The sequence below is a fragment of the Pedobacter psychrodurus genome, assembly GCF_004331735.1.
In the GTDB taxonomy this organism is placed as follows: domain Bacteria; phylum Bacteroidota; class Bacteroidia; order Sphingobacteriales; family Sphingobacteriaceae; genus Pedobacter; species Pedobacter psychrodurus.
Map to the genome: position 1 here is coordinate 144833 of NZ_SJSO01000008.1, position 18286 is coordinate 163118.

An 18286-nucleotide genomic window follows, 5' to 3' on the forward strand; every position below is an offset into this window, starting at 1 on the left:
TTTTTTTTATACCCGCTCTCCAGCATGAAACATATTCCAATCGCCTTAATCTATTCCAGGTTACTGATTGGTTTTGGAATAATCCTATTAAGCGTTTTCCACGTCAATCACTATTCTTTTCTTGCAATCACGTTATTATCGATCGGTTTATTAACTGATATTTTCGATGGAATAATCGCCAGAAAACTCAATATCTCTTCTGAAAAACTACGCCGTTTAGATTCCGGCATAGATCAAGTGTTTTTCATTTCAGTCGCTGTTGCCACTTATATTCAATGCCCCGATTTTTTCAAAGCTAACCTGATAAAATTAATTGTTCTTGGCGCTTTTGAGATTTCAACTTATGTACTGAGTTATATAAAATTTAAAAAAGAAATTGCTACGCATTCTATTGGCGCTAAAATCTGGACGTTAATTTTATTCTCAACCTTAGTCGAAATTATGGTTCATTGCGAGTCGGTTGTACTATTTGAGCTTTGTTTTTGGATCGGGCTTGCAACCAGATTAGAAATACTAGCCATTGTTTTCACCCTAAAAAAATGGACGAATGATGTACCAACTATCTATCATGCTGTAAAGCTGAGGCAAGGGAAAGAAATTAAGCGCAATAAATTGTTTAATGGATAAATTCGATTTAAAAGAAAGCATATAAAAAAGAGATTGTAATCACTAAATTATATATAAAAAAGAGATCGTAATCACTAAATTATATATAAAAAAGAGATTACGACTTAAATTTCATTATATTTGTAGTTAGATATACTATAGTAAAATGATTATAAGGAGTTTACAAAACCATATCGAATCGAAGTTTTTTAAACAAAAAGCAATTATAGTTACAGGCGCGAGGCAGGTAGGTAAAACCACTATGTTAAAGCAATTGGTAAAAAAAACAGAATTGCCCTTTGTTTTTCTGAATTGCGACGAAGCTAACATACGCACCACATTAACAGATATTAGCATTGAGCGGTTAAAATCAATTATTGGTTCGAATAAAATCGTTTTTATTGACGAAGCCCAACGCGTTACGAATATCGGTTTAACATTAAAATTGATAGTAGATAATTTTACCGATGTGCAACTTTTAGTTACAGGCTCTTCATCATTAGATCTGGCTGTTGGCATAAAAGAATCGTTAACCGGAAGAAAATTTGAATATCATCTCTTTCCATTTTCAGCAGCAGAACTTGCTGAAGATACCAATGTACTGATTGAGGAACAGGCATTAGAAAAAAGATTAATTTATGGCAGTTATCCCGATGCCATTAATTACCCCGGAGAAGAAAAAGAGTTATTGCTAAACTTAACCAATAGCTATCTTTTTAAAGATATTTTATCACTTACAGGTATCAGAAAACCTTTGCAGCTCGAAAAATTAGTGCAGGCCTTAGCGCTGCAGATTGGCAACGAAGTATCGTATACAGAACTTGGCCAGATGATTGAAGCAGATAAATTAACTGTTGAGCGTTATATCGATTTATTGGAACAGTGCTTTGTGGTATTTAGGTTAGGCGCATACAGCAGTAACCTCCGTAATGAAATAAAAAAGAGCAAAAAAATATACTTCTACGATACAGGGATCCGCAATGCCGTAATCGAAAATTTTAGTACGCTCGGATTGCGACAGGATGCCGGACAGCTTTTCGAAAATTATATTGTATCAGAATATATTAAGGCCAGTAATAACAAAAGAAAGCATGCTAAGTATTATTTCTGGCGTAGTTTTCAACAGCAGGAAATTGATTTAATAGAAGAAATTGATGGTAAAATAAATGCAATAGAGATAAAATGGAACGAAAATAAAAAAGTAAAGTTTCCGTCAACCTTTTTAGATGCATATAACACCAATGAAACATACGTTATAAATAAGTCTAACTATACCAGCTTTCTAATATAAAATTTGTCAATAAAAAATGAATTTTTTCAAATTACTAATCTTATTCGTTTTCTCAGCAACAGCTACAATTGCTCAAAACAGAATCCAAAATCTAGAAAGAGCTTTCAATAGTTTATTAAATGATGAACAGGCAAAACATGCCATTGCTTCACTTTGTGTTTTAGATGCCAATACGGGTAAGACACTATTTGCCAAAAATGAGCAAATTGGTTTGGCTACCGCTTCAACATTAAAAACCATTACTGCAGCTACGGCTTTCAGCATTTTAGGGAAAGATTTTCAATTCCAAACCACATTAGCCTATACCGGAACGATTACTACAGATGGAACATTAAAAGGAAATCTGATCATTATCGGCAGTGGCGATCCAACTTTGGGTTCTTGGCGCTATCAAAACAAAGAGAACGCTGTTTTAACACAATGGGTTGCTGCGGTAAAATCTGCTGGAATTAAAAGCATTGAGGGCACAGTAATAGGTGATGATCGCATTTTCGGTACGCAAACAACACCTGAAGGTTGGGTTTGGCAAGATATCGGCAATTACTATGGTGCTGGAACTTCTGGATTAGCCTGGCGAGAAAATCAATTCGATATTCATTTGAAACCTGGAAGTAGTACGGTAGATGGAGTTAAGGTATTAAAAACAGTTCCCGCTACACCCTATGTACAAATTGTAAATGAACTAAAAACTGGTGATTCAGGATCTGGAGATCGGGCCTATGCTTTTTTGCCTCCATATAGCAATACAGCTTACATCCGCGGCAGCTGGGGCATGGGCATTAGCAAATCGGGCATTTCAGTCGCAACCCCCGACCCTGCTTTTGATTGTGCTTACCGTTTGCAGGATACTTTAAAAAGACTTGGGATTTCTACAAACCAACAAGCCACTACAGCCCGGTTAATGGTGTTAAACAACCAGGTAATTCCTTCGGTTACACAGAAAATAAGCACGATAAGTTCGCCCAACTTAAGTGAAATCACTTATTGGTTTTTAAAGAAAAGCATTAACCTGTATGGTGAAACACTTTTAAAAACCATTGCGATAAAATCGGGCAAAGCAGGCACAACAAGTAAAGGAGCTGAAACAGAGATCAATTTCTGGGCGGATAAGGGCATCGATAAAACAGCATTAAACATTATCGACGGCAGTGGGCTTTCTCCAGGCGATAGAATAACAACTTCGGCAATGGCAGGTGTACTTTTCCAGATCCAAAAGGAGAATTGGTTTCCTGATTATTACAAAGCGCTGCCAGAGTACAATGGCATGAAAATTAAAAGTGGGACAATAAATGATGTTTCAGCATTTGCCGGTTACCATACCGATGCAGCTGGGAATAAATACGTGGTGGTAATCAACATTAATAATTATAGTGGAAACGGAATTAACAAAAAATTGTTTAAAGTATTGGATGAACTGAAATAAAACCAACTGATAAAGAATATGGCACATTTTATAAGAAACCTGCAAACTGTTGATGGATTGATTTCGAATTTATACAAAGAAGTTTCTATTGAAGAAATGACTAAAAAAATTACTGATCTCATGGCAAAACAAGGTTATAATGTCTTCGACCATCAATATGGAAATTTAATTTTAGAGAAAGGTAGCCGAACAAAACGACTTTTATTAGGCGCATTTGCAACGTATTATAAATTTAGTGTAACCATGTTACCAAATACTGAAAACGAACTTACTGTAAATGTTTTTCAGCAGTCGAGTGGCATGTCGGGCGGTTTAATTGGTATGAATCAGATAAAAACAGAGCTTATAAGATTAAACTTTTTATTCGCGAATATTTAAATAGACCAGAAAATAATGTCTGTATCAACAATGATAAAGTAAACTGAAGTAAAGCTACTTAGACTTGATTTAAGTTTAAAATTGTGTATTTTTGATATATGGAAATAACAATCGACATAGGCTATGAACAATTGTTAGCTGCAATAAAAAAACTTCCTGCTGCAAAAATCAAGCAACTAAAATCGGTTTTAAATGAAGAGTTTATTGAACAAAAAGCTTCAAAAGACTTATCCGATTTTCAAGATTTTTTACTCAAAGCGCCGAGTATGAGTGAAGAACAATATAAGCAACATCAACAAAACAGAAAAAATTTCAACTCATGGAGAATGAAATAATTTGTCTAGACACTTCTATTTTGATTGATTTTTATCGAAAGCGGCTAAAGGAAAAAACCACATTTTATAAATTAACCAAAGTTTATAATCTTTTTGCCATATCAATTATCACCGAATATGAGATTATGATTGGTGCGAAAGCTGAGGAGATTGAATTTTGGAAAGATTTTTTCGGTCGGGTAACGATACTCCCTTTTGATAAACAGGCAAATGATATTGCTATAGAAATTACAAAACAACTAAAGAAAAAAAGTAGTTTAATTGAAATTCCAGATATTTTTATTGGAGCAACTGCTCTATCCAGAAAAATAAAAATTGCTACACTCAATAAAAAACATTTCGAAAGAATTACAGATTTAGAATTGGTTGCGGTATAATCCAAACTATCGCCAAAAGTTATAACGGAATCCGAAAGCTATTCTCTCCGTTAAATAAATTAAAATAACACTAAAACAAAACACTGTTATTCAAATAATTACGCTTAAAAATGCCCAGGCAACAATAACATTCAATGGAATAAGGATTAAGCCGAAGCCAAACATGATGAACACATAAAAAAGGAAAAACAGGCTAAAAACCCGTATCAAAAATCCTTTGATCTGTATCGCATTTAACAAGAGCAGATTTCTAAATAACAAAATTGTAGAAAAGGCAAATGCGATTAAACCAAACGATGTTAAAATACCGAAGTTGGTCAATATCCAACAGATTTCGGGCAGTAATAAGACGAGATAGTTTAAACAAAAGCTAAAAAAAATCTTCTCTTTGTTAAAAGGAAAATTCGGCAGGAAGGATAAGTATCGATCATTAAAAATCTTCTCCTGATAAATAAGTACCACATGTGCCACAACAATACAGGAGGTAATAAGCATCAACAACCTAAAATTATCTTCAAGACCAGTAAAAACTACAAACACACTCGACATCAATACCCACGAAAGTAATTTTGTGAGCACGTAAGCCAATTTCGATTGATTGAAAACCTGAAAACTATACAACAAGAAAACAGGTTTGTTCCATTTTCGACCGATCCTGATCAACCAATTTGGCTTATTAGCCTCAATTAAACGATTACTTTCTTTAAGGTAGATATAAGCGCCAGCTAAAATCAGAAGCAGTTGAAACAGCAATATCCCGATAGAAATAAGATAATACCCAAATACAATTCCAATGGTTATGGCGTATAGCGTATAACACAATACAGGGATAAATATGTAGGTCTGCAAGGTACACCAAACCATAAACTGCCGCTTTTTGGTTGAAGAAGTGAAACTATAATATAGAAACTCCTGCTGGGGCAAAGCAAGCTGACTTAAAATATATTTCAAACTTTTATAAGCATATAACGAACTGCCTATAAGATAGAAAGTCATCATTAGTGGATTACTCACTAAACTAATGGTAAAGAAAAACTGCCAGAAATCAATCTGGTCTGGCCGAACAGTCCCTAAAGTATTAATAAACAAACAGTAACTGATCAACATCACGAAGATGAATACCAACATAGCTGCATGGGTACGGTAAAACCCATCAACAAATATTTTCTTTAAGGCAGTGTTTGAAAGCAAAGACATTAAAAATTCAGCGTTATTTTTTTATCTTCAATATTAATCTGTTTTAATCCAGGCAGTTTTAACTCATCCAACTGCTGATGTGAGGATAATAGAAAACTGACTTTTTCATTTTGGTACTTTTCATCGATCCATCGGTATAATATTTCTAAAGATTCTACATCAATTGTATTTAAGGGTTCATCTAATAAGATCAGCTTAGGTTGCCCCAAAAAAGCGAGTACCAACGAGAGCTTTTTAAGCATACCGCTAGAGTAAGAACCCAATGGATTATTAATATAAGATTTCATGCCCATATCGGTAATTAATGTTTCTGCCTGACCTGAAATTGCACCTTTGGCTTCGGCAAAAAGCGTAATCATCTCTGATCCGGTTAAAAATTCTGGAAATAACGGCTCAGCTTCAGCGAAATTTACAAGCTTGCGATAGGAAACACCATGGTTTTTTAAATAAATATTGCCTAAGGAAATATCTCCTTCAAAAGACAGTATCCCTGCAATTGCTTTAAGCAGGGTACTTTTTCCAGATCCGTTGCTTCCTTTTATCCAGAAAATGCCTTCAGGAATCTTAATATTATCTATCTTTAAAACAAGATGATTGAAATAAGATTTTTCAAATTGACTGAAGTGTAACATAAAATCATTTTATTTCTGACTTTAGTTTTAATAAAAAGTTACATACCATATTCATCTTAATAAAATCTTACACGATGCAATTCACCTTACGCCCTTATCAAGCCAGCGACCTCGAAAGTTTGGTTAAACATGCTAATAACGCAAAGATTTCGAAATTTTTAACCAATAAGTTCCCTTTTCCTTACGAAAAAAAAGATGGTGAAGCATTTATTCGATTAGCTTTAAGCCACGAACCTTTACAAATCAAGGCTATTGTGGTTAACAATGAAGTAATTGGATCAATAGGTGTGCATCAACTGGCTGATATTTATAGCAAAAGCGCAGAAATAGGTTATTGGATTGCCGAAGATTTTTGGGGTAAGGGCATTGTTCCACTTGCGGTAAAAGAAATGTTGAAATATGGTTTCGAAACATTTGATATCGAAAGGATTTTTGCGCGGACTTCTCATACCAACCTGGCCTCGCAAAAGGTTTTAAAAAAAGCTGGCTTTGTTTTCGAAGCGGAATTAAAAGGCACCATTTTTAAAAATGGCGAATACTTTGACGAATTAATTTTTGGGTTTAGGAAGCACCAGCTGATCTGAGAACAGAATTAAATCATTTTGTTAAACTCGAAGCTTATTGCGTAAATTCGTGCAAACCAAAAACAACAAAGCAATGAAATTATCGATCAAATCAGTAGTGCTGTTTATTGCGCTTTTAGGCGCAGCAGATCTCGCAAATGCCCAGGGAGCCAAATTCCCACAAGCCAGTAGTGGACAAACCATTATCCAGGATTTTGGATTAGGCAAAATAACTTTAACCTACTCTCGCCCAAATGTTAAAGGCCGAAAAATTTTTGGTGGTATGGAACCCATGGGAGTAGTTTGGCGCACAGGAGCAAACGGAGCTACACGTATTAAATTTACCGATAATGTTAAAATTGAGGGTAAAGATTTGCCTGCTGGCGAATATGGCCTATTCAGTATCCCCGGCAAAAATGAGTGGACGGTTATTTTTAATAAAATTGCCGATCAATGGGGTGCATACGAATATAAAGAAAGCGATGACGTGTTACGTGTAAAAGTAAAAACGACAACGCTAAAAGATAAAGTAGAAACCCTTAGCATGCAATTTTCTGCTGTTAGCGAAACTTCTGCAACGTTAAATATGATCTGGGAGAACAATGCCTTTGCCATCAATATTACTACATCTATAGATGAGAAAGTGATGGCTAATATTGCAGAGGCGATGAAAGGCGAAAAAAAACCTTATTTTAATGCTGCATTGTACTATTATCAAAATGGAAAAGATTTAAAAACCGCATTAGAATGGATGACAGAGGCGGAAAAGTCGGATATGAAAGCGCCTTGGTTTAAATTGTGGAAAGGCCGTATCCAATTAAAAATGGGCGATAAAGCTGGCGCAGCAGCTACGGCGCAACAAGGCATTGATGCTGCAAAAGCACAAAAGGTTGATGAATATGTACGCTTAAACTCAGAACTTTTGGCCGAAGCTAAAAAATAAGAAGGTAATGTTTCGGTCGGTGAGACACCGACCGATAGTATATTACAATCAGGCCTGGCTTAACCCCTAAAAATTACAGAACCTAAGTAATTTAAACCCGATTGCAATGGAAAGCCCCGAATGAAGAACTAGTGAGGACTTGTAATGGAAAGCAGGACCAGCCTAAACCGATGTATTACTGAAATTGCTTTTCAAAAAAGTAATATGTAACTAAGCTTCTAAAGATCTCATGCAACACACGGGTTTACCAACCAATATTAAGTTAAAATTAACGATCAGTTAACTCAAACAACTATCGTAACATTAAGCCCTTAATCTCTTTATTTATTTAAAAAATATACTAACTTTGATGTTGCGCTTAGTAATTGTACTTTATACACTAAGCAGGTTAAAAAATCAATAAAAAATCAAATAAAAATGAGCATAATCGTTAATGTCCATGCCAGACAAATTCTCGATTCGAGAGGCAATCCAACAGTAGAAGTAGAAGTAGTAACAGAGGCAGGCGCTTTTGGCCGTGCTGCTGTACCAAGCGGTGCATCTACTGGACAATATGAGGCTGTTGAATTACGTGATGGTGATAAATCTACATATTTAGGTAAAGGTGTTTTAAAAGCTGTAGAAAATGTAAATACTAAAATTGCTGATGCATTAAGAGGTATTGATGTTTTTGAGCAAAATGCAATTGATAAATTAATGATCGACCTAGATGGTACCGAAAACAAAGGTAACTTAGGCGCTAATGCCATTTTAGGTGTTTCTTTAGCTGTTGCTAAAGCTGCTGCTGATGAAATTGGTCAACCATTATACCGTTACATTGGTGGTGTTAATGCGAATACTTTACCTATTCCGATGATGAACATCATCAACGGTGGTTCTCACTCTGACGCGCCTATCGCTTTCCAGGAGTTTATGATTATGCCAGTTGGCGCGCCTTCTTTCTCTGAGGCTTTACGTTGGGGAACTGAAGTTTTCCATAGCTTGAAAAAAATTCTTCACGATAGGGGTTTATCTACTGCAGTAGGTGACGAAGGTGGTTTTGCACCAACTTTTGATGGCACTGAAGATGCAATTGAAACGGTATTAAAAGCAATTGAAACTGCTGGTTACAAACCAGGTTCTCAAATCTGTTTAGCTTTAGATTGTGCATCATCTGAGTTTTACAAAGATGGCAAATACGATTATACTAAATTTGAAGGTGCTACTGGTGTAATTCGTTCTAGCGAAGAGCAGGCACAATATTTAGCTGATCTTTCTGCAAAATATCCAATTATCTCTATAGAAGATGGTATGGACGAAAACGACTGGACTGGCTGGAAAAGCTTAACTGATAAAGTTGGCGACCGTGTTCAATTGGTTGGTGATGATTTATTTGTAACCAACGTTACACGTTTACAACGTGGTATCGACGAAAATACTGCTAACTCAATCCTGGTAAAAGTGAACCAGATCGGTTCTTTAACTGAAACCATCAACGCAGTAACTTTAGCACAAAACAGTGGTTATACTTCGGTAATGAGTCACCGTTCTGGCGAAACTGAAGATGTTACGATTGCAGATTTAGCTGTTGCATTAAACTGCGGACAGATCAAAACTGGTTCTGCATCTCGTTCAGACAGAATTGCAAAATACAATCAATTATTACGTATTGAAGAAGAATTAGGTGAAAACGCACGTTTCATCGGTTCAAAATTCAAATACGCTAAAAAATAAACCCCTAAATCCCCTTAAGGGGACTTCTTTTCTCTTCTTTAGGAGAGATGCCGCAAGGCAGAGAGGAGTGTTAACAAGTTGAAAAACTTATTTGCAAAACATCTGGAGATTTTAAATCTTCGGATGTTTTTATTTTAATACTATATTTGTTTGTTGGATTTGATCTTCTCAAATCTCACATCTAAAATCTCATATCAAAATATATGAAACGTTTAATAGATCTTTTCCGCAATAAATATTTCCTTGCTACTGTCGCTTTTGCGATGTGGATGCTATTTTTCGACAAAAATGATATGATGTCGCAATACGAATACCGCAGTCAGGCCAATAAATTGCAGGAAGAAAAAGAATATTTTGAGAAAGAAACTGAACAGGTTAAAAAAGATTTAAACGAGCTGAATACCAACCTCAATACCGCTGAAAAATTTGCACGTGAAAAATACTTCATGAAAAAAGATAATGAAGATGTTTTTGTGATTATTCGGGAAGAGAAAAAAGACTAGCTGGGAGTTGGGAGTTTGGAGTCGCCCAACAATTCAACAATAAAGCTATAGAACAATTCCCACCAATTTGCCAATCCAACTTTACAACTCTTCCGCATGCTCCACATCCTCTACATTATCGCCATAACAGCTGAAGCGATGACCGCTGCACTTTCTGCAGGCAGGCGTGATATGGACTGGGTTGGTGTTTGTATTATTGCCTGGGTTACTGCTTTGGGCGGTGGTACGGTTAGAAATGTATTATTTGGCCATTATCCGATGAGCTGGGTAGAACATCCAGAATATTTGGTGATTACCGCGGCAGCAGCCTTACTTGCTGCCTTTATTGCATCAATCATGACCAAGCTCAAAAAGCTTTTTCTTTATCTCGATGCATTAGGCTTAGTGGTTTTTACTATTATTGGCTGTCAGGTTGCACAAGAAATTCATTTGCCTTATTTAATTGTACTCTTCAGTGGAATGATTACAGGCTGTGCAGGTGGTGTGCTTCGCGATGTACTTTGTAATGAAGTTCCATTCCTTTTTAGAAAAGAGATTTATGCCAGTGCAGCAATAGTAACTGGTGCTGTGTATATCGGCATAGAACATTTTCACGGAAGCGAGATGCTGGCTACCATTACAGCTGCTATTATCGGATTAGCGCTGCGGTTACTTTCTATCCGATTCGAATGGCACATGCCCAAATTTGTTTATAGGGATGAATGGCACTAATTCAGTTGGGAGTTTTCAGTTTAGAGTTTTGAGTCTCCAAACACCACACCCAACTCAAAACTTAGAGTTCCCCATTCCTCTTTCTCAAAAACCACTCTACTCCTAGCAAAATCAAAATTAAGCCGAACAGCCATTTTATGCTAATTAATTCGTCGTATTTACGGTCTTCGTAACTGATGGTTTTAATATTTTCATTTTTAGCAATCTCATCGGCTATTTTGAGCAGGTTTTCAGGCATAAACAGTTTGCCATTACTTTGTTTAGACATCGAATTTAAAAGCTGATGATTGGCTGTTGTTTGCTGAAATTCCGCAATCAGTGCATTTACATAGAAGCTACCTGTAGCGATGAATTTCTTCCCTCCCAGTTCGGTATTGGCTAAATAAGAATAATTACCTGCAGGCATGGTTCCTGCATCTAGTTGATAACCATTTTCGGTTTTAGAAAAAACATAGTTAAATACTTTGCCCGCTTCATTTTTAACCTGAAGATTAACTTCTGGCTCGTTTACAGGCTGATAGCTATCGTTATAAAGTGTGCCGTTAAACTGGATCGCTTCATTTTCATCATAAGCAGATTTCGATGTAAAAACCTTAAATCTCCGTTTATCATCCTTAACAGATAAATATTGAACTGTTTTTGAAATCAGGTCGTTTAAAACCGGTTGATTACTTTCATTTTCAGCCTCCGAAAGTTTCCAGCGCCAAAGCCCCTCTCCCGTTAAATAACCAGCTTTTAAGCCATTTTCATTCGCAAAGAAGAGTAATGGTTGCTGTGTGCTTACTTTGCCGATACGCTGGTTAAAAACGGGTGTTGCGCCTGCATTTACTGTTAATCTTCCAAACGGACTTAACAAAGGGTCGAAAGTTGAAAACTGTTTTTTATCTTCTTCAGAGAGATTGAAACTGGTAAAGCCATTAGCAAAATCGGCATATACTTCTTGAATGGAACCATTAGCAGCGCCTAAGTTGACCTGATTTTGGATCTGATTGAAAGCATTTACATTACTTTGCGCACCCAAAATGTACCAGATCGGTTTCTTTAAACCAGTTAATTTCTTTAAAAAAGCAGCTGAAACATTCTGCACATCCGGTAGTTGATATAATATGATTAAATCGAATTTAGACGGATCTGTTGTATTTAAGTCATCAGCAAGGGCTAGTTTAGCTTCATAGTGCTTATTAATCGAAATAGCCTCCTTTAAAACCCCTAAATCGGGATGTGGTGCAACGGCTGCAAGCAATACTTTCTGCCTGCCATCAATAACTTCGACATAAAAGGTCTGAACATTATTTCTGGTCGTAATTTCATTTGGTAAGGATCCCAACTGCACAGTATATTTCTGAACGCCGATTTTACCCGCATGAATCTTAACAGGAACCGTTTTAACGAAAGAACTTCCATTAATGACTATATTCTGTTGCTCAACCTTTGCGCCATTTTGGCTCACCGTTAAAGAAGTACTTTCGCCATTACTTTGAAAAGCCTGAACCTGAACTTCGATGGTAAAATCGTCATCCAGGTACACAATGTTGTTATAATTTACATTCGAAATTAATACATCACGTTTTGGAATACTATCGCCTAAAGCAATGGTATAAACCGGGGCATTAATCTGATTTACACTATACAGTGGATTTCCTCCATGATTAAAAATGCCGTCGGTTGCCAAAATAATTGCCCCAACATTTCGGTTGGTATATTCATCTCTAACTTTCTGAAAAAAGGCCGAGGCATCCGTTGATTTTCCTAGATTTTTAAAATCGAAACCATCTGCAACCTGATCTCCAAAGTGAAGCGTTTTCACCTCGTACTTATCTGATAGTTTATCTTGTAATGTTTTAAGGTTTTGCTCGTATAATTTTTGGTCGAAACCAGCTGCTTTAACCTGACCTACAGAGAGAGAATTATCCTGTCCGATAATAATTACAGGTTTATCTAAGGTATAATTTAATGTTTTGATGAGGGGTGCAAATATTAACCACGCAATAGTTGTAACCACAATAATTCGTAATGCAGTTAAGCCATACTGAAGTTTTTTATCTAAATTTTTGTTGCCACGATAAAGCAACCAAGCATACAACACGCCCAACGCCAAGCAACCCAGAAAAAATAAAATAGAAGTACCCGAAAAAAAACTATTCATACTTTTATAAAGATGGTAATTTTGGGGAAATTTTCAAGAATTTAACCACAAAGGGCACGAAGAAATTACACCGAGTTTCACAGAGCCATTACCATAGCCTTATTATTTTCTGTTCTCTGTGTTAAACAACAAAAAAACGCTATGGCCTATGTGGTTAATTACTTATTTTTAACCAAACCAAAATTTATGAAATTAATCTATTTAACCTTTTTGCTAGCGCTAAGCTTTATGGTGAATGCCCAAAATAATTTTAAAGCCACACAAATTAAATTTGAAAGAGTAGAAAAGGCTTACAACGAAAAGTGGGAAACACTGAAAAAATTTGTTCAAGCTGGTGGTTATGGAGATAGATTTTCCATGGTAATCAATGCTTATAAAACAGAAGGAAAGCTTGAAGTATGGTTAAAGAATAATTCGGCTAAAACCTATTCTTTATTTAGAACTTACGATTTCTGTGCGCATTCTGGCACCATTGGCCCAAAAGTAATTGAAGGTGATGGGCAAACACCCGAGGGTTTTTATTATATTAATGTTTTTAACCCGATGAGCAATTTTCACTTATCACTAGGTGTAAACTATCCAAATACCGTAGATTATGCGAGAACCGGAAAAGATAGAAAACCAGGAAGTGACATCTACATTCATGGTAATTGTGTAACGATTGGTTGTATCCCTTTAACAGACGAAAAGATTAAAGAGGTTTATATTTTAGGGATTGAGGCCAGAAATGCTGGACAGGAAAAGATTCCTGTTAACATTTACCCTTTCAAAATGACCGATGGAAATATGAAGAAATACATTGCTCAATTCCCTGCACAAGCCAACTTTTGGAAATCCTTGCAACCAGGATATTTAGCTTTCGAGAAGAATAAAATGCCAGCGAAGATTACTGAGTTTAAAGGAAAATATGTTGTAAAATAGTTGGAATGTTCTAACGTTGAAATGTTAAAAGTTGGAATGTTGAAAGGTTCTGATCTTAAATAAGGTAAAAGCTAAAAGGCGTAAGGTTTAGGGTTATTACCCACCTTACGCCTTTATTATTTTAGTATTTAGGTAAAGAAACCCTCCACCCTAAACCCTCCACCCTAAACCTTCTAACCCTCTACCTTTCTTACAGCATTCCGCCGCAAACAGATAGGGTTTGACCAGTTACATAAGCGCTCATATCTGATGCTAAGAACACACAAACATTCGCAATATCTTCAGTTTCGCCAGCACGTTTTAAAGGAATATCCTTTTCCCAACCGGCAACAACTGCTGGATCTAAAATATCTGTCATTTCGGTACGGATAAATCCTGGAGCAACAACGTTGGCACGGATATTTCTCGAACCCAATTCTTTAGCGATTGATTTAGTAAAACCGATGATCCCAGCTTTAGATGCAGCATAATTTGCTTGTCCGGCATTGCCTGTAGTACCAACAATAGAACCCATGTTGATAAAAACACCTTTACGGGCTTTCATCATTACTTTAGAAGCTGCCTTGGTTACGTTGAAGATCGATTTTAAGTTAATATTGATCACATCATCCCAGTTTTCTTCGCTCATACGCATCAATAAGCCATCTTTAGTAATACCTGCGTTATTTACCACGATATCTATGGTACCGAACTCAGCTACAACATCGTTGATTAACTGCTCTGCTTCAGCAAATTTAGACGCATCAGAACGATAACCTTTAACCTTTGTTCCAAAGCTCTGTAATTCCTGTTCTAAAGCTTCACCCTTTTCTACTGATGATAAATATGTAAAAGCCACATTAGCGCCCTGCTCGGCAAATTTTTCAGCTATTTTACGGCCAATTCCTTTAGATGCGCCTGTAATTAATGCTGTTTTTCCTTCTAATAATTTCATTTGTTATTTTATTGTCTGTCAGTCTGAGCTTGTCGAAGACCGAACTTGTTATTAATTTTTATAGTTTGATAATCTTAAAATTTCATCCCAATCTTCTTTGAATAAAGCTTCTTTTTTCTTTCTACTCCATCCTTTTACCTGCTTCTCAAAATCTATTGCGTCTTCTATTTGATCAAATCTTTGGTAATACATTAATACTACCGGCTTCCTTGAAAAAGTATAAGCGAAAACATTTTCTCCATTATTGTGTTCTGAAAGTCTGGTTTCTAAATCATTTGTTACTCCAACATAATAACTCTTATCCGAACATTCCAGAATGTAGACAAAATAGTTATGTATTCTAGTCATAATGATCTTTAGGAACATAAAGTTACTAAAAATATTTCTTGCTAAAACTGTCATGTTGAGCTTGTCGAAACACCACAAATAAGTCCTTCGACAGGCTCAGGATGACAACCGGGCAAAATTGACTAATGACTTTTGACTAAACCGCTGGTTCCTGCTGACTCAAACAATGAAAACTTCCCAAGCCCCAGATAATATCTACTGAATTGATACCGATCACCTTCCTATCGGGAAAACAGCCTTGAATAATCTCTAATGCTTTTTCATCGTTCACATCATCAAAAACCGGAACAATTACGGCCGCATTAGCAATGTAAAAGTTGGCATAGGATGCAGGTAAACGGGTATCCTCGTAAATCACTGGTGATGGCATAGGCAGTTCAACAATGTTCAATGATCTGCCATCTTTTAGTTTAAGTGTTTTTAAAGTCTCCAGATTCTCTTGTAACAGGAGATAGTTTTCATCCAGCGGATTACTTTCTACAACAGTTAAAACCGTATCCTCGTTTACAAAACGCGTGATATCATCAATGTGGCCATCAGTGTCATCACCAACAATTCCATCGCCTAGCCATAACACTTGTTCCTGTCCGTAATATTCAAGCAAATATTGTTCTATCTGTTCTTTGGTTAAATGTGGATTACGATTTTCGTTCAACAAACAAGCAGTGGTGGTTAAAACCGTTCCAGCGCCATTAAATTCTACCGAACCACCTTCCATCACAATATCAGGCGTAAATAAGGGGAGTTTAAAATGATTGGCAATTTTTGTTGGCACCACATCATCCAAATCAAAGGGAGGGTATTTACCGCCCCAGGCATTATAGCCCCAATCAACCACTGCCTTTTCATTTCCTTTTAGCACAAATGCAGGTCCGTGGTCGCGGCACCAGGCATCGTTGGTTTCATTGAAATAAAATTCAATCTGGCTTAAATCCGCATCTACTTTCGTTAATTCAGAAATAGCAAAAGCTTTCATTTCTTCATCTTTAACATTGATGCGTACTTTCTCGCCTTCCGCAACAGCTTTGATAAACTTGCAGTAGGGTTCGTAAATGGTTTCGATTTTACCAGGCCAGCTTTCTTCTTTATGTGGCCAGCTTAACCATGTTGCTTCATGTTTTGCCCATTCGGCAGGAAAAGCATAACCTTGTTGTTTCGGTGAATAATCGAATTGATTAATATTTAAATCTTTTCTTGGAGGAAATTGTGACATTCGTTTAAGTCTTATAATTTAAAGGTGTCACATTGAGCTTGTCGAAATGTTTTAGTCCTTCGACATGCTCAGGATGACACCTGTATTTACTTTTCGCTTTAAGCTTTGGTCTTTAATCTTTCAGCTTAGTCCCCGTCAATATATCTTTTAGTAATCGGCTGGTAAGAATCAATTCTTCTATCCCTTAAGAAAGGCCAATGTTTGCGGAAGAAATCAGATTCAGACAGATCCAGTTCAACTACTTCAGTTTCTTCTAAATCATGTGAAGCTAAATAAAGTAGTTTGCCTTGTCCGTTTGTAGCGAAACTTCCGCCCCAGAATTTCATAGCGCCATCTTGTTCAAAACCTACACGATTTACACTTACTACAGGAACACCGTTTGCGACTGCATGTGAACGTTGGATGGTCTGCCAAGCATTGTATTGATCTTGATTGGTTTCTTCATCCTGATCGGTAGCCCAGCCAATTGCAGTTGGATAAAACATGATATCTGCCCCCATTAACGCTGTAATACGCGAAGCTTCAGGATACCATTGATCCCAACAGATCAGGATACCGATTTTAGCAAACTTGGTTTCAAAAACCTTATAACCCAAATCGCCCGGTGTGAAGTAAAATTTTTCATAGAAAGCTGGATCATCAGGAATATGCATTTTGCGGTATTTACCTAAATATGAACCATCAGCATCTAAAACAGCCGTTGTATTGTGGTATAAACCTTCAGCGCGTTTCTCAAACAATGAAGCAATAATTACCACGCCCAATTCTTTGGCCACCACTTGTAAAGCATCAGTAGATGGTCCTGGAATAGCCTCAGCTAAATCGAAATTGTCGTAGTCTTCAACATCGCAGAAATACAGCGAAGTAAAAAGCTCTTGTAAACACACAATCTGCGCACCTTTTGCAGCTGCTTCTCTTACTTTCGCAATCGCTTTATCTAAATTTTCCTGCTTATCTTTAGTACAACTCATTTGCACTAAGCCAACTTTTACTTTCTTCATGTTTTTTGAAATGAGAGAATGATTAAATGATTAAATGATTGAATGCTTAACGTGTAGCCTTTCACTCATTCAAAACTCAGTCATTCAAAATTAGGCTGCAAAGTTACTATTTTGTTTAAAAGTAGAACTGCATAATTATGTAATTGTTTTTAGAAAAGTGTATGTAGATAAGGAGTTTTAGAATGTGAGCGATTGATAGTGCAATAAATGAAACCTATAAACATAATGAACCTAAAATCACTTATACTACCAAGCACATAAATTGATTGATCACTAATATTATAATGATAATTTTTGTATCATTATAAAAAAATTAACCTCAAAATGAATCTCATCAGACCCAACGAAAAAAGGGCAAAAATTGCCATTATAATGATTTGGATTGTTCTAACATTAGAAATTATCTCATTTTTTTCGAGTTATCTCCAATATGATCTTTTAAAAACCGTTTCGTCTGGAAGTAGCATTTCAAATAGCGAAATTAATGCTAACGATATAAGAGAGCGCATTATTGCGATATTATATTTTGGTGTATACCTAACCTCCTGTATCACTTTTATCAGATGGTTTAGAAGGGCGTACTTTAATCTTCAGCTAAAAACGGATTATCTTTCCAGTTCTGATAATTGGGCTGCACTAAGTTGGTTTATACCTTTTATCTGTCTATACAAACCGTATCAGATAATGAAAGAAATGTATACAAAAACCAATGAAATCTTATTTGAAGAAACAAACCAGACAAAAGCGATTACAACTTCATATTTAGGCTGGTGGTGGGGCCTATGGATTATCAGTAATATTATTGGCCAAGTCGTTTTCCGTACAACATTGAATAGCGACAATATCGATTCGCTAACAAATGGAACTATTGCCAGCATGGTAGGAAATCTTATTGGCTTACCCCTCTCGTTAATTACCGTAAAAGTGATTAAAGATTATTCAGATATTGAAAATTTGTTGATAGAGGTAAAAGGTGACAAAATTATAATATCAACTGAAAATACTTACTTAAATCCTGAATTTTAGAAATATGGCCTCTTGACAAAATCAA

Annotated in this window: 20 protein-coding genes; 13 read left to right on the forward strand and 7 right to left on the reverse strand. The window is 36.1% G+C overall.

All coding sequences use genetic code 11. The features are described from left to right. Positions 1–24: 24 nt before the first annotated feature. The 6 genes from EZ456_RS12275 (at position 25) to EZ456_RS12300 (ending at position 4410) form a co-directional block, all read left to right on the forward strand. The gene (locus EZ456_RS12275) at positions 25–627 is read left to right on the forward strand and encodes a CDP-alcohol phosphatidyltransferase family protein (protein WP_131530533.1); all 603 of its coding nucleotides are present in this window, start codon (positions 25–27) and stop codon (positions 625–627) included. Between the two features lie 145 nt (positions 628–772). Beyond that, positions 773–1897 carry an ATP-binding protein gene (locus tag EZ456_RS12280; protein WP_131530534.1) on the forward strand — a complete coding sequence of 375 codons (1125 nt, stop codon included), beginning with the start codon at positions 773–775 and terminating at the stop codon, positions 1895–1897. Between the two features lie 16 nt (positions 1898–1913). Further along, positions 1914–3320: a D-alanyl-D-alanine carboxypeptidase/D-alanyl-D-alanine endopeptidase gene (gene dacB, locus EZ456_RS12285; protein WP_131530535.1), complete on the forward strand. Its 1407-nt coding sequence runs from the start codon at positions 1914–1916 to the stop codon at positions 3318–3320. Positions 3321–3338: 18 nt separating this feature from the next. Beyond that, the gene (locus EZ456_RS12290; RefSeq protein ID WP_131530536.1) at positions 3339–3698 is read left to right on the forward strand and encodes a hypothetical protein; all 360 of its coding nucleotides are present in this window, start codon (positions 3339–3341) and stop codon (positions 3696–3698) included. A 98-nt stretch (positions 3699–3796) separates the two neighbouring features. Continuing rightward, positions 3797–4033: a hypothetical protein gene (locus tag EZ456_RS12295; RefSeq protein ID WP_131530537.1), complete on the forward strand. Its 237-nt coding sequence runs from the start codon at positions 3797–3799 to the stop codon at positions 4031–4033. Beyond that, on the forward strand, positions 4018–4410 hold the full coding sequence (locus EZ456_RS12300; RefSeq protein ID WP_205945079.1) for a type II toxin-antitoxin system VapC family toxin: 393 nt from the start codon (positions 4018–4020) through the stop codon (positions 4408–4410). The genes EZ456_RS12295 and EZ456_RS12300 overlap by 16 nt, the downstream gene beginning before the upstream one ends. A gap of 90 nt (positions 4411–4500) precedes the next feature. Here the strand turns inward: EZ456_RS12300 and EZ456_RS12305 are convergent, their stop codons facing one another. Both EZ456_RS12305 and EZ456_RS12310 read right to left on the reverse strand, forming a co-directional pair. Beyond that, positions 4501–5607, reverse strand: a complete 1107-nt coding sequence (locus EZ456_RS12305) for a hypothetical protein (protein ID WP_131530538.1) — start codon at positions 5605–5607, stop codon at positions 4501–4503. After that, positions 5607–6239 (reverse strand): ABC transporter ATP-binding protein, encoded by a 633-nt coding sequence (locus EZ456_RS12310; RefSeq protein ID WP_131530539.1) that lies wholly within the window; start codon positions 6237–6239, stop codon positions 5607–5609. Before EZ456_RS12310 ends, EZ456_RS12305 begins: the two co-directional genes overlap by 1 nt. Positions 6240–6313: 74 nt before the next feature. Here EZ456_RS12310 and EZ456_RS12315 point away from each other — a divergent pair, with 74 nt between their 5' ends. The 5 genes from EZ456_RS12315 to EZ456_RS12335 all read left to right on the forward strand — a co-directional run bounded on the left by EZ456_RS12315 (position 6314) and on the right by EZ456_RS12335 (position 10672). Further along, a complete protein-coding gene (locus EZ456_RS12315; protein ID WP_131530540.1) occupies positions 6314–6823 on the forward strand; it encodes a GNAT family N-acetyltransferase in 510 nt (169 codons plus the stop codon). Positions 6824–6896: 73 nt separating this feature from the next. After that, positions 6897–7745: a DUF2911 domain-containing protein gene (locus EZ456_RS12320; protein WP_131530541.1), complete on the forward strand. Its 849-nt coding sequence runs from the start codon at positions 6897–6899 to the stop codon at positions 7743–7745. 417 nt (positions 7746–8162) lie between these two features. Continuing rightward, positions 8163–9458 (forward strand): phosphopyruvate hydratase, encoded by a 1296-nt coding sequence (gene eno, locus EZ456_RS12325; protein ID WP_131530542.1) that lies wholly within the window; start codon positions 8163–8165, stop codon positions 9456–9458. Between the two features lie 203 nt (positions 9459–9661). Further along, positions 9662–9961 (forward strand): FtsB family cell division protein, encoded by a 300-nt coding sequence (locus EZ456_RS12330; protein WP_131530543.1) that lies wholly within the window; start codon positions 9662–9664, stop codon positions 9959–9961. 96 nt (positions 9962–10057) lie between these two features. Continuing rightward, positions 10058–10672, forward strand: a complete 615-nt coding sequence (locus EZ456_RS12335; RefSeq protein WP_131530545.1) for a trimeric intracellular cation channel family protein — start codon at positions 10058–10060, stop codon at positions 10670–10672. A gap of 61 nt (positions 10673–10733) precedes the next feature. On the opposite strand, the gene EZ456_RS12340 is transcribed toward EZ456_RS12335, so the two are convergent. Next, a complete protein-coding gene (locus EZ456_RS12340; RefSeq protein ID WP_131530547.1) occupies positions 10734–12818 on the reverse strand; it encodes a hypothetical protein in 2085 nt (694 codons plus the stop codon). A 186-nt stretch (positions 12819–13004) separates the two neighbouring features. Here EZ456_RS12340 and EZ456_RS12345 point away from each other — a divergent pair, with 186 nt between their 5' ends. After that, positions 13005–13739, forward strand: a complete 735-nt coding sequence (locus EZ456_RS12345; protein ID WP_131530549.1) for a L,D-transpeptidase family protein — start codon at positions 13005–13007, stop codon at positions 13737–13739. 190 nt (positions 13740–13929) lie between these two features. Here EZ456_RS12345 and fabG read toward each other — a convergent pair whose 3' ends face one another. The 4 genes from fabG to EZ456_RS12365 all read right to left on the reverse strand — a co-directional run bounded on the left by fabG (position 13930) and on the right by EZ456_RS12365 (position 17235). Then, positions 13930–14673, reverse strand: a complete 744-nt coding sequence (gene fabG, locus EZ456_RS12350) for a 3-oxoacyl-[acyl-carrier-protein] reductase (protein WP_131530551.1) — start codon at positions 14671–14673, stop codon at positions 13930–13932. Positions 14674–14724: 51 nt separating this feature from the next. Then, a complete protein-coding gene (locus EZ456_RS12355; protein ID WP_225876529.1) occupies positions 14725–15021 on the reverse strand; it encodes a GIY-YIG nuclease family protein in 297 nt (98 codons plus the stop codon). Between the two features lie 136 nt (positions 15022–15157). Next, a complete protein-coding gene (locus tag EZ456_RS12360; protein WP_131530553.1) occupies positions 15158–16234 on the reverse strand; it encodes an agmatine deiminase family protein in 1077 nt (358 codons plus the stop codon). 125 nt (positions 16235–16359) lie between these two features. Further along, complete coding sequence (locus EZ456_RS12365; protein ID WP_108198352.1) at positions 16360–17235, reverse strand: carbon-nitrogen hydrolase; 876 nt, start codon at positions 17233–17235, stop codon at positions 16360–16362. Between the two features lie 324 nt (positions 17236–17559). Here EZ456_RS12365 and EZ456_RS12370 point away from each other — a divergent pair, with 324 nt between their 5' ends. Next, entirely contained in the window at positions 17560–18261 is a 702-nt protein-coding gene (locus EZ456_RS12370; protein ID WP_131530555.1) for a DUF4328 domain-containing protein, read from the forward strand. The last annotated feature ends 25 nt before the right edge of the window (positions 18262–18286 follow it).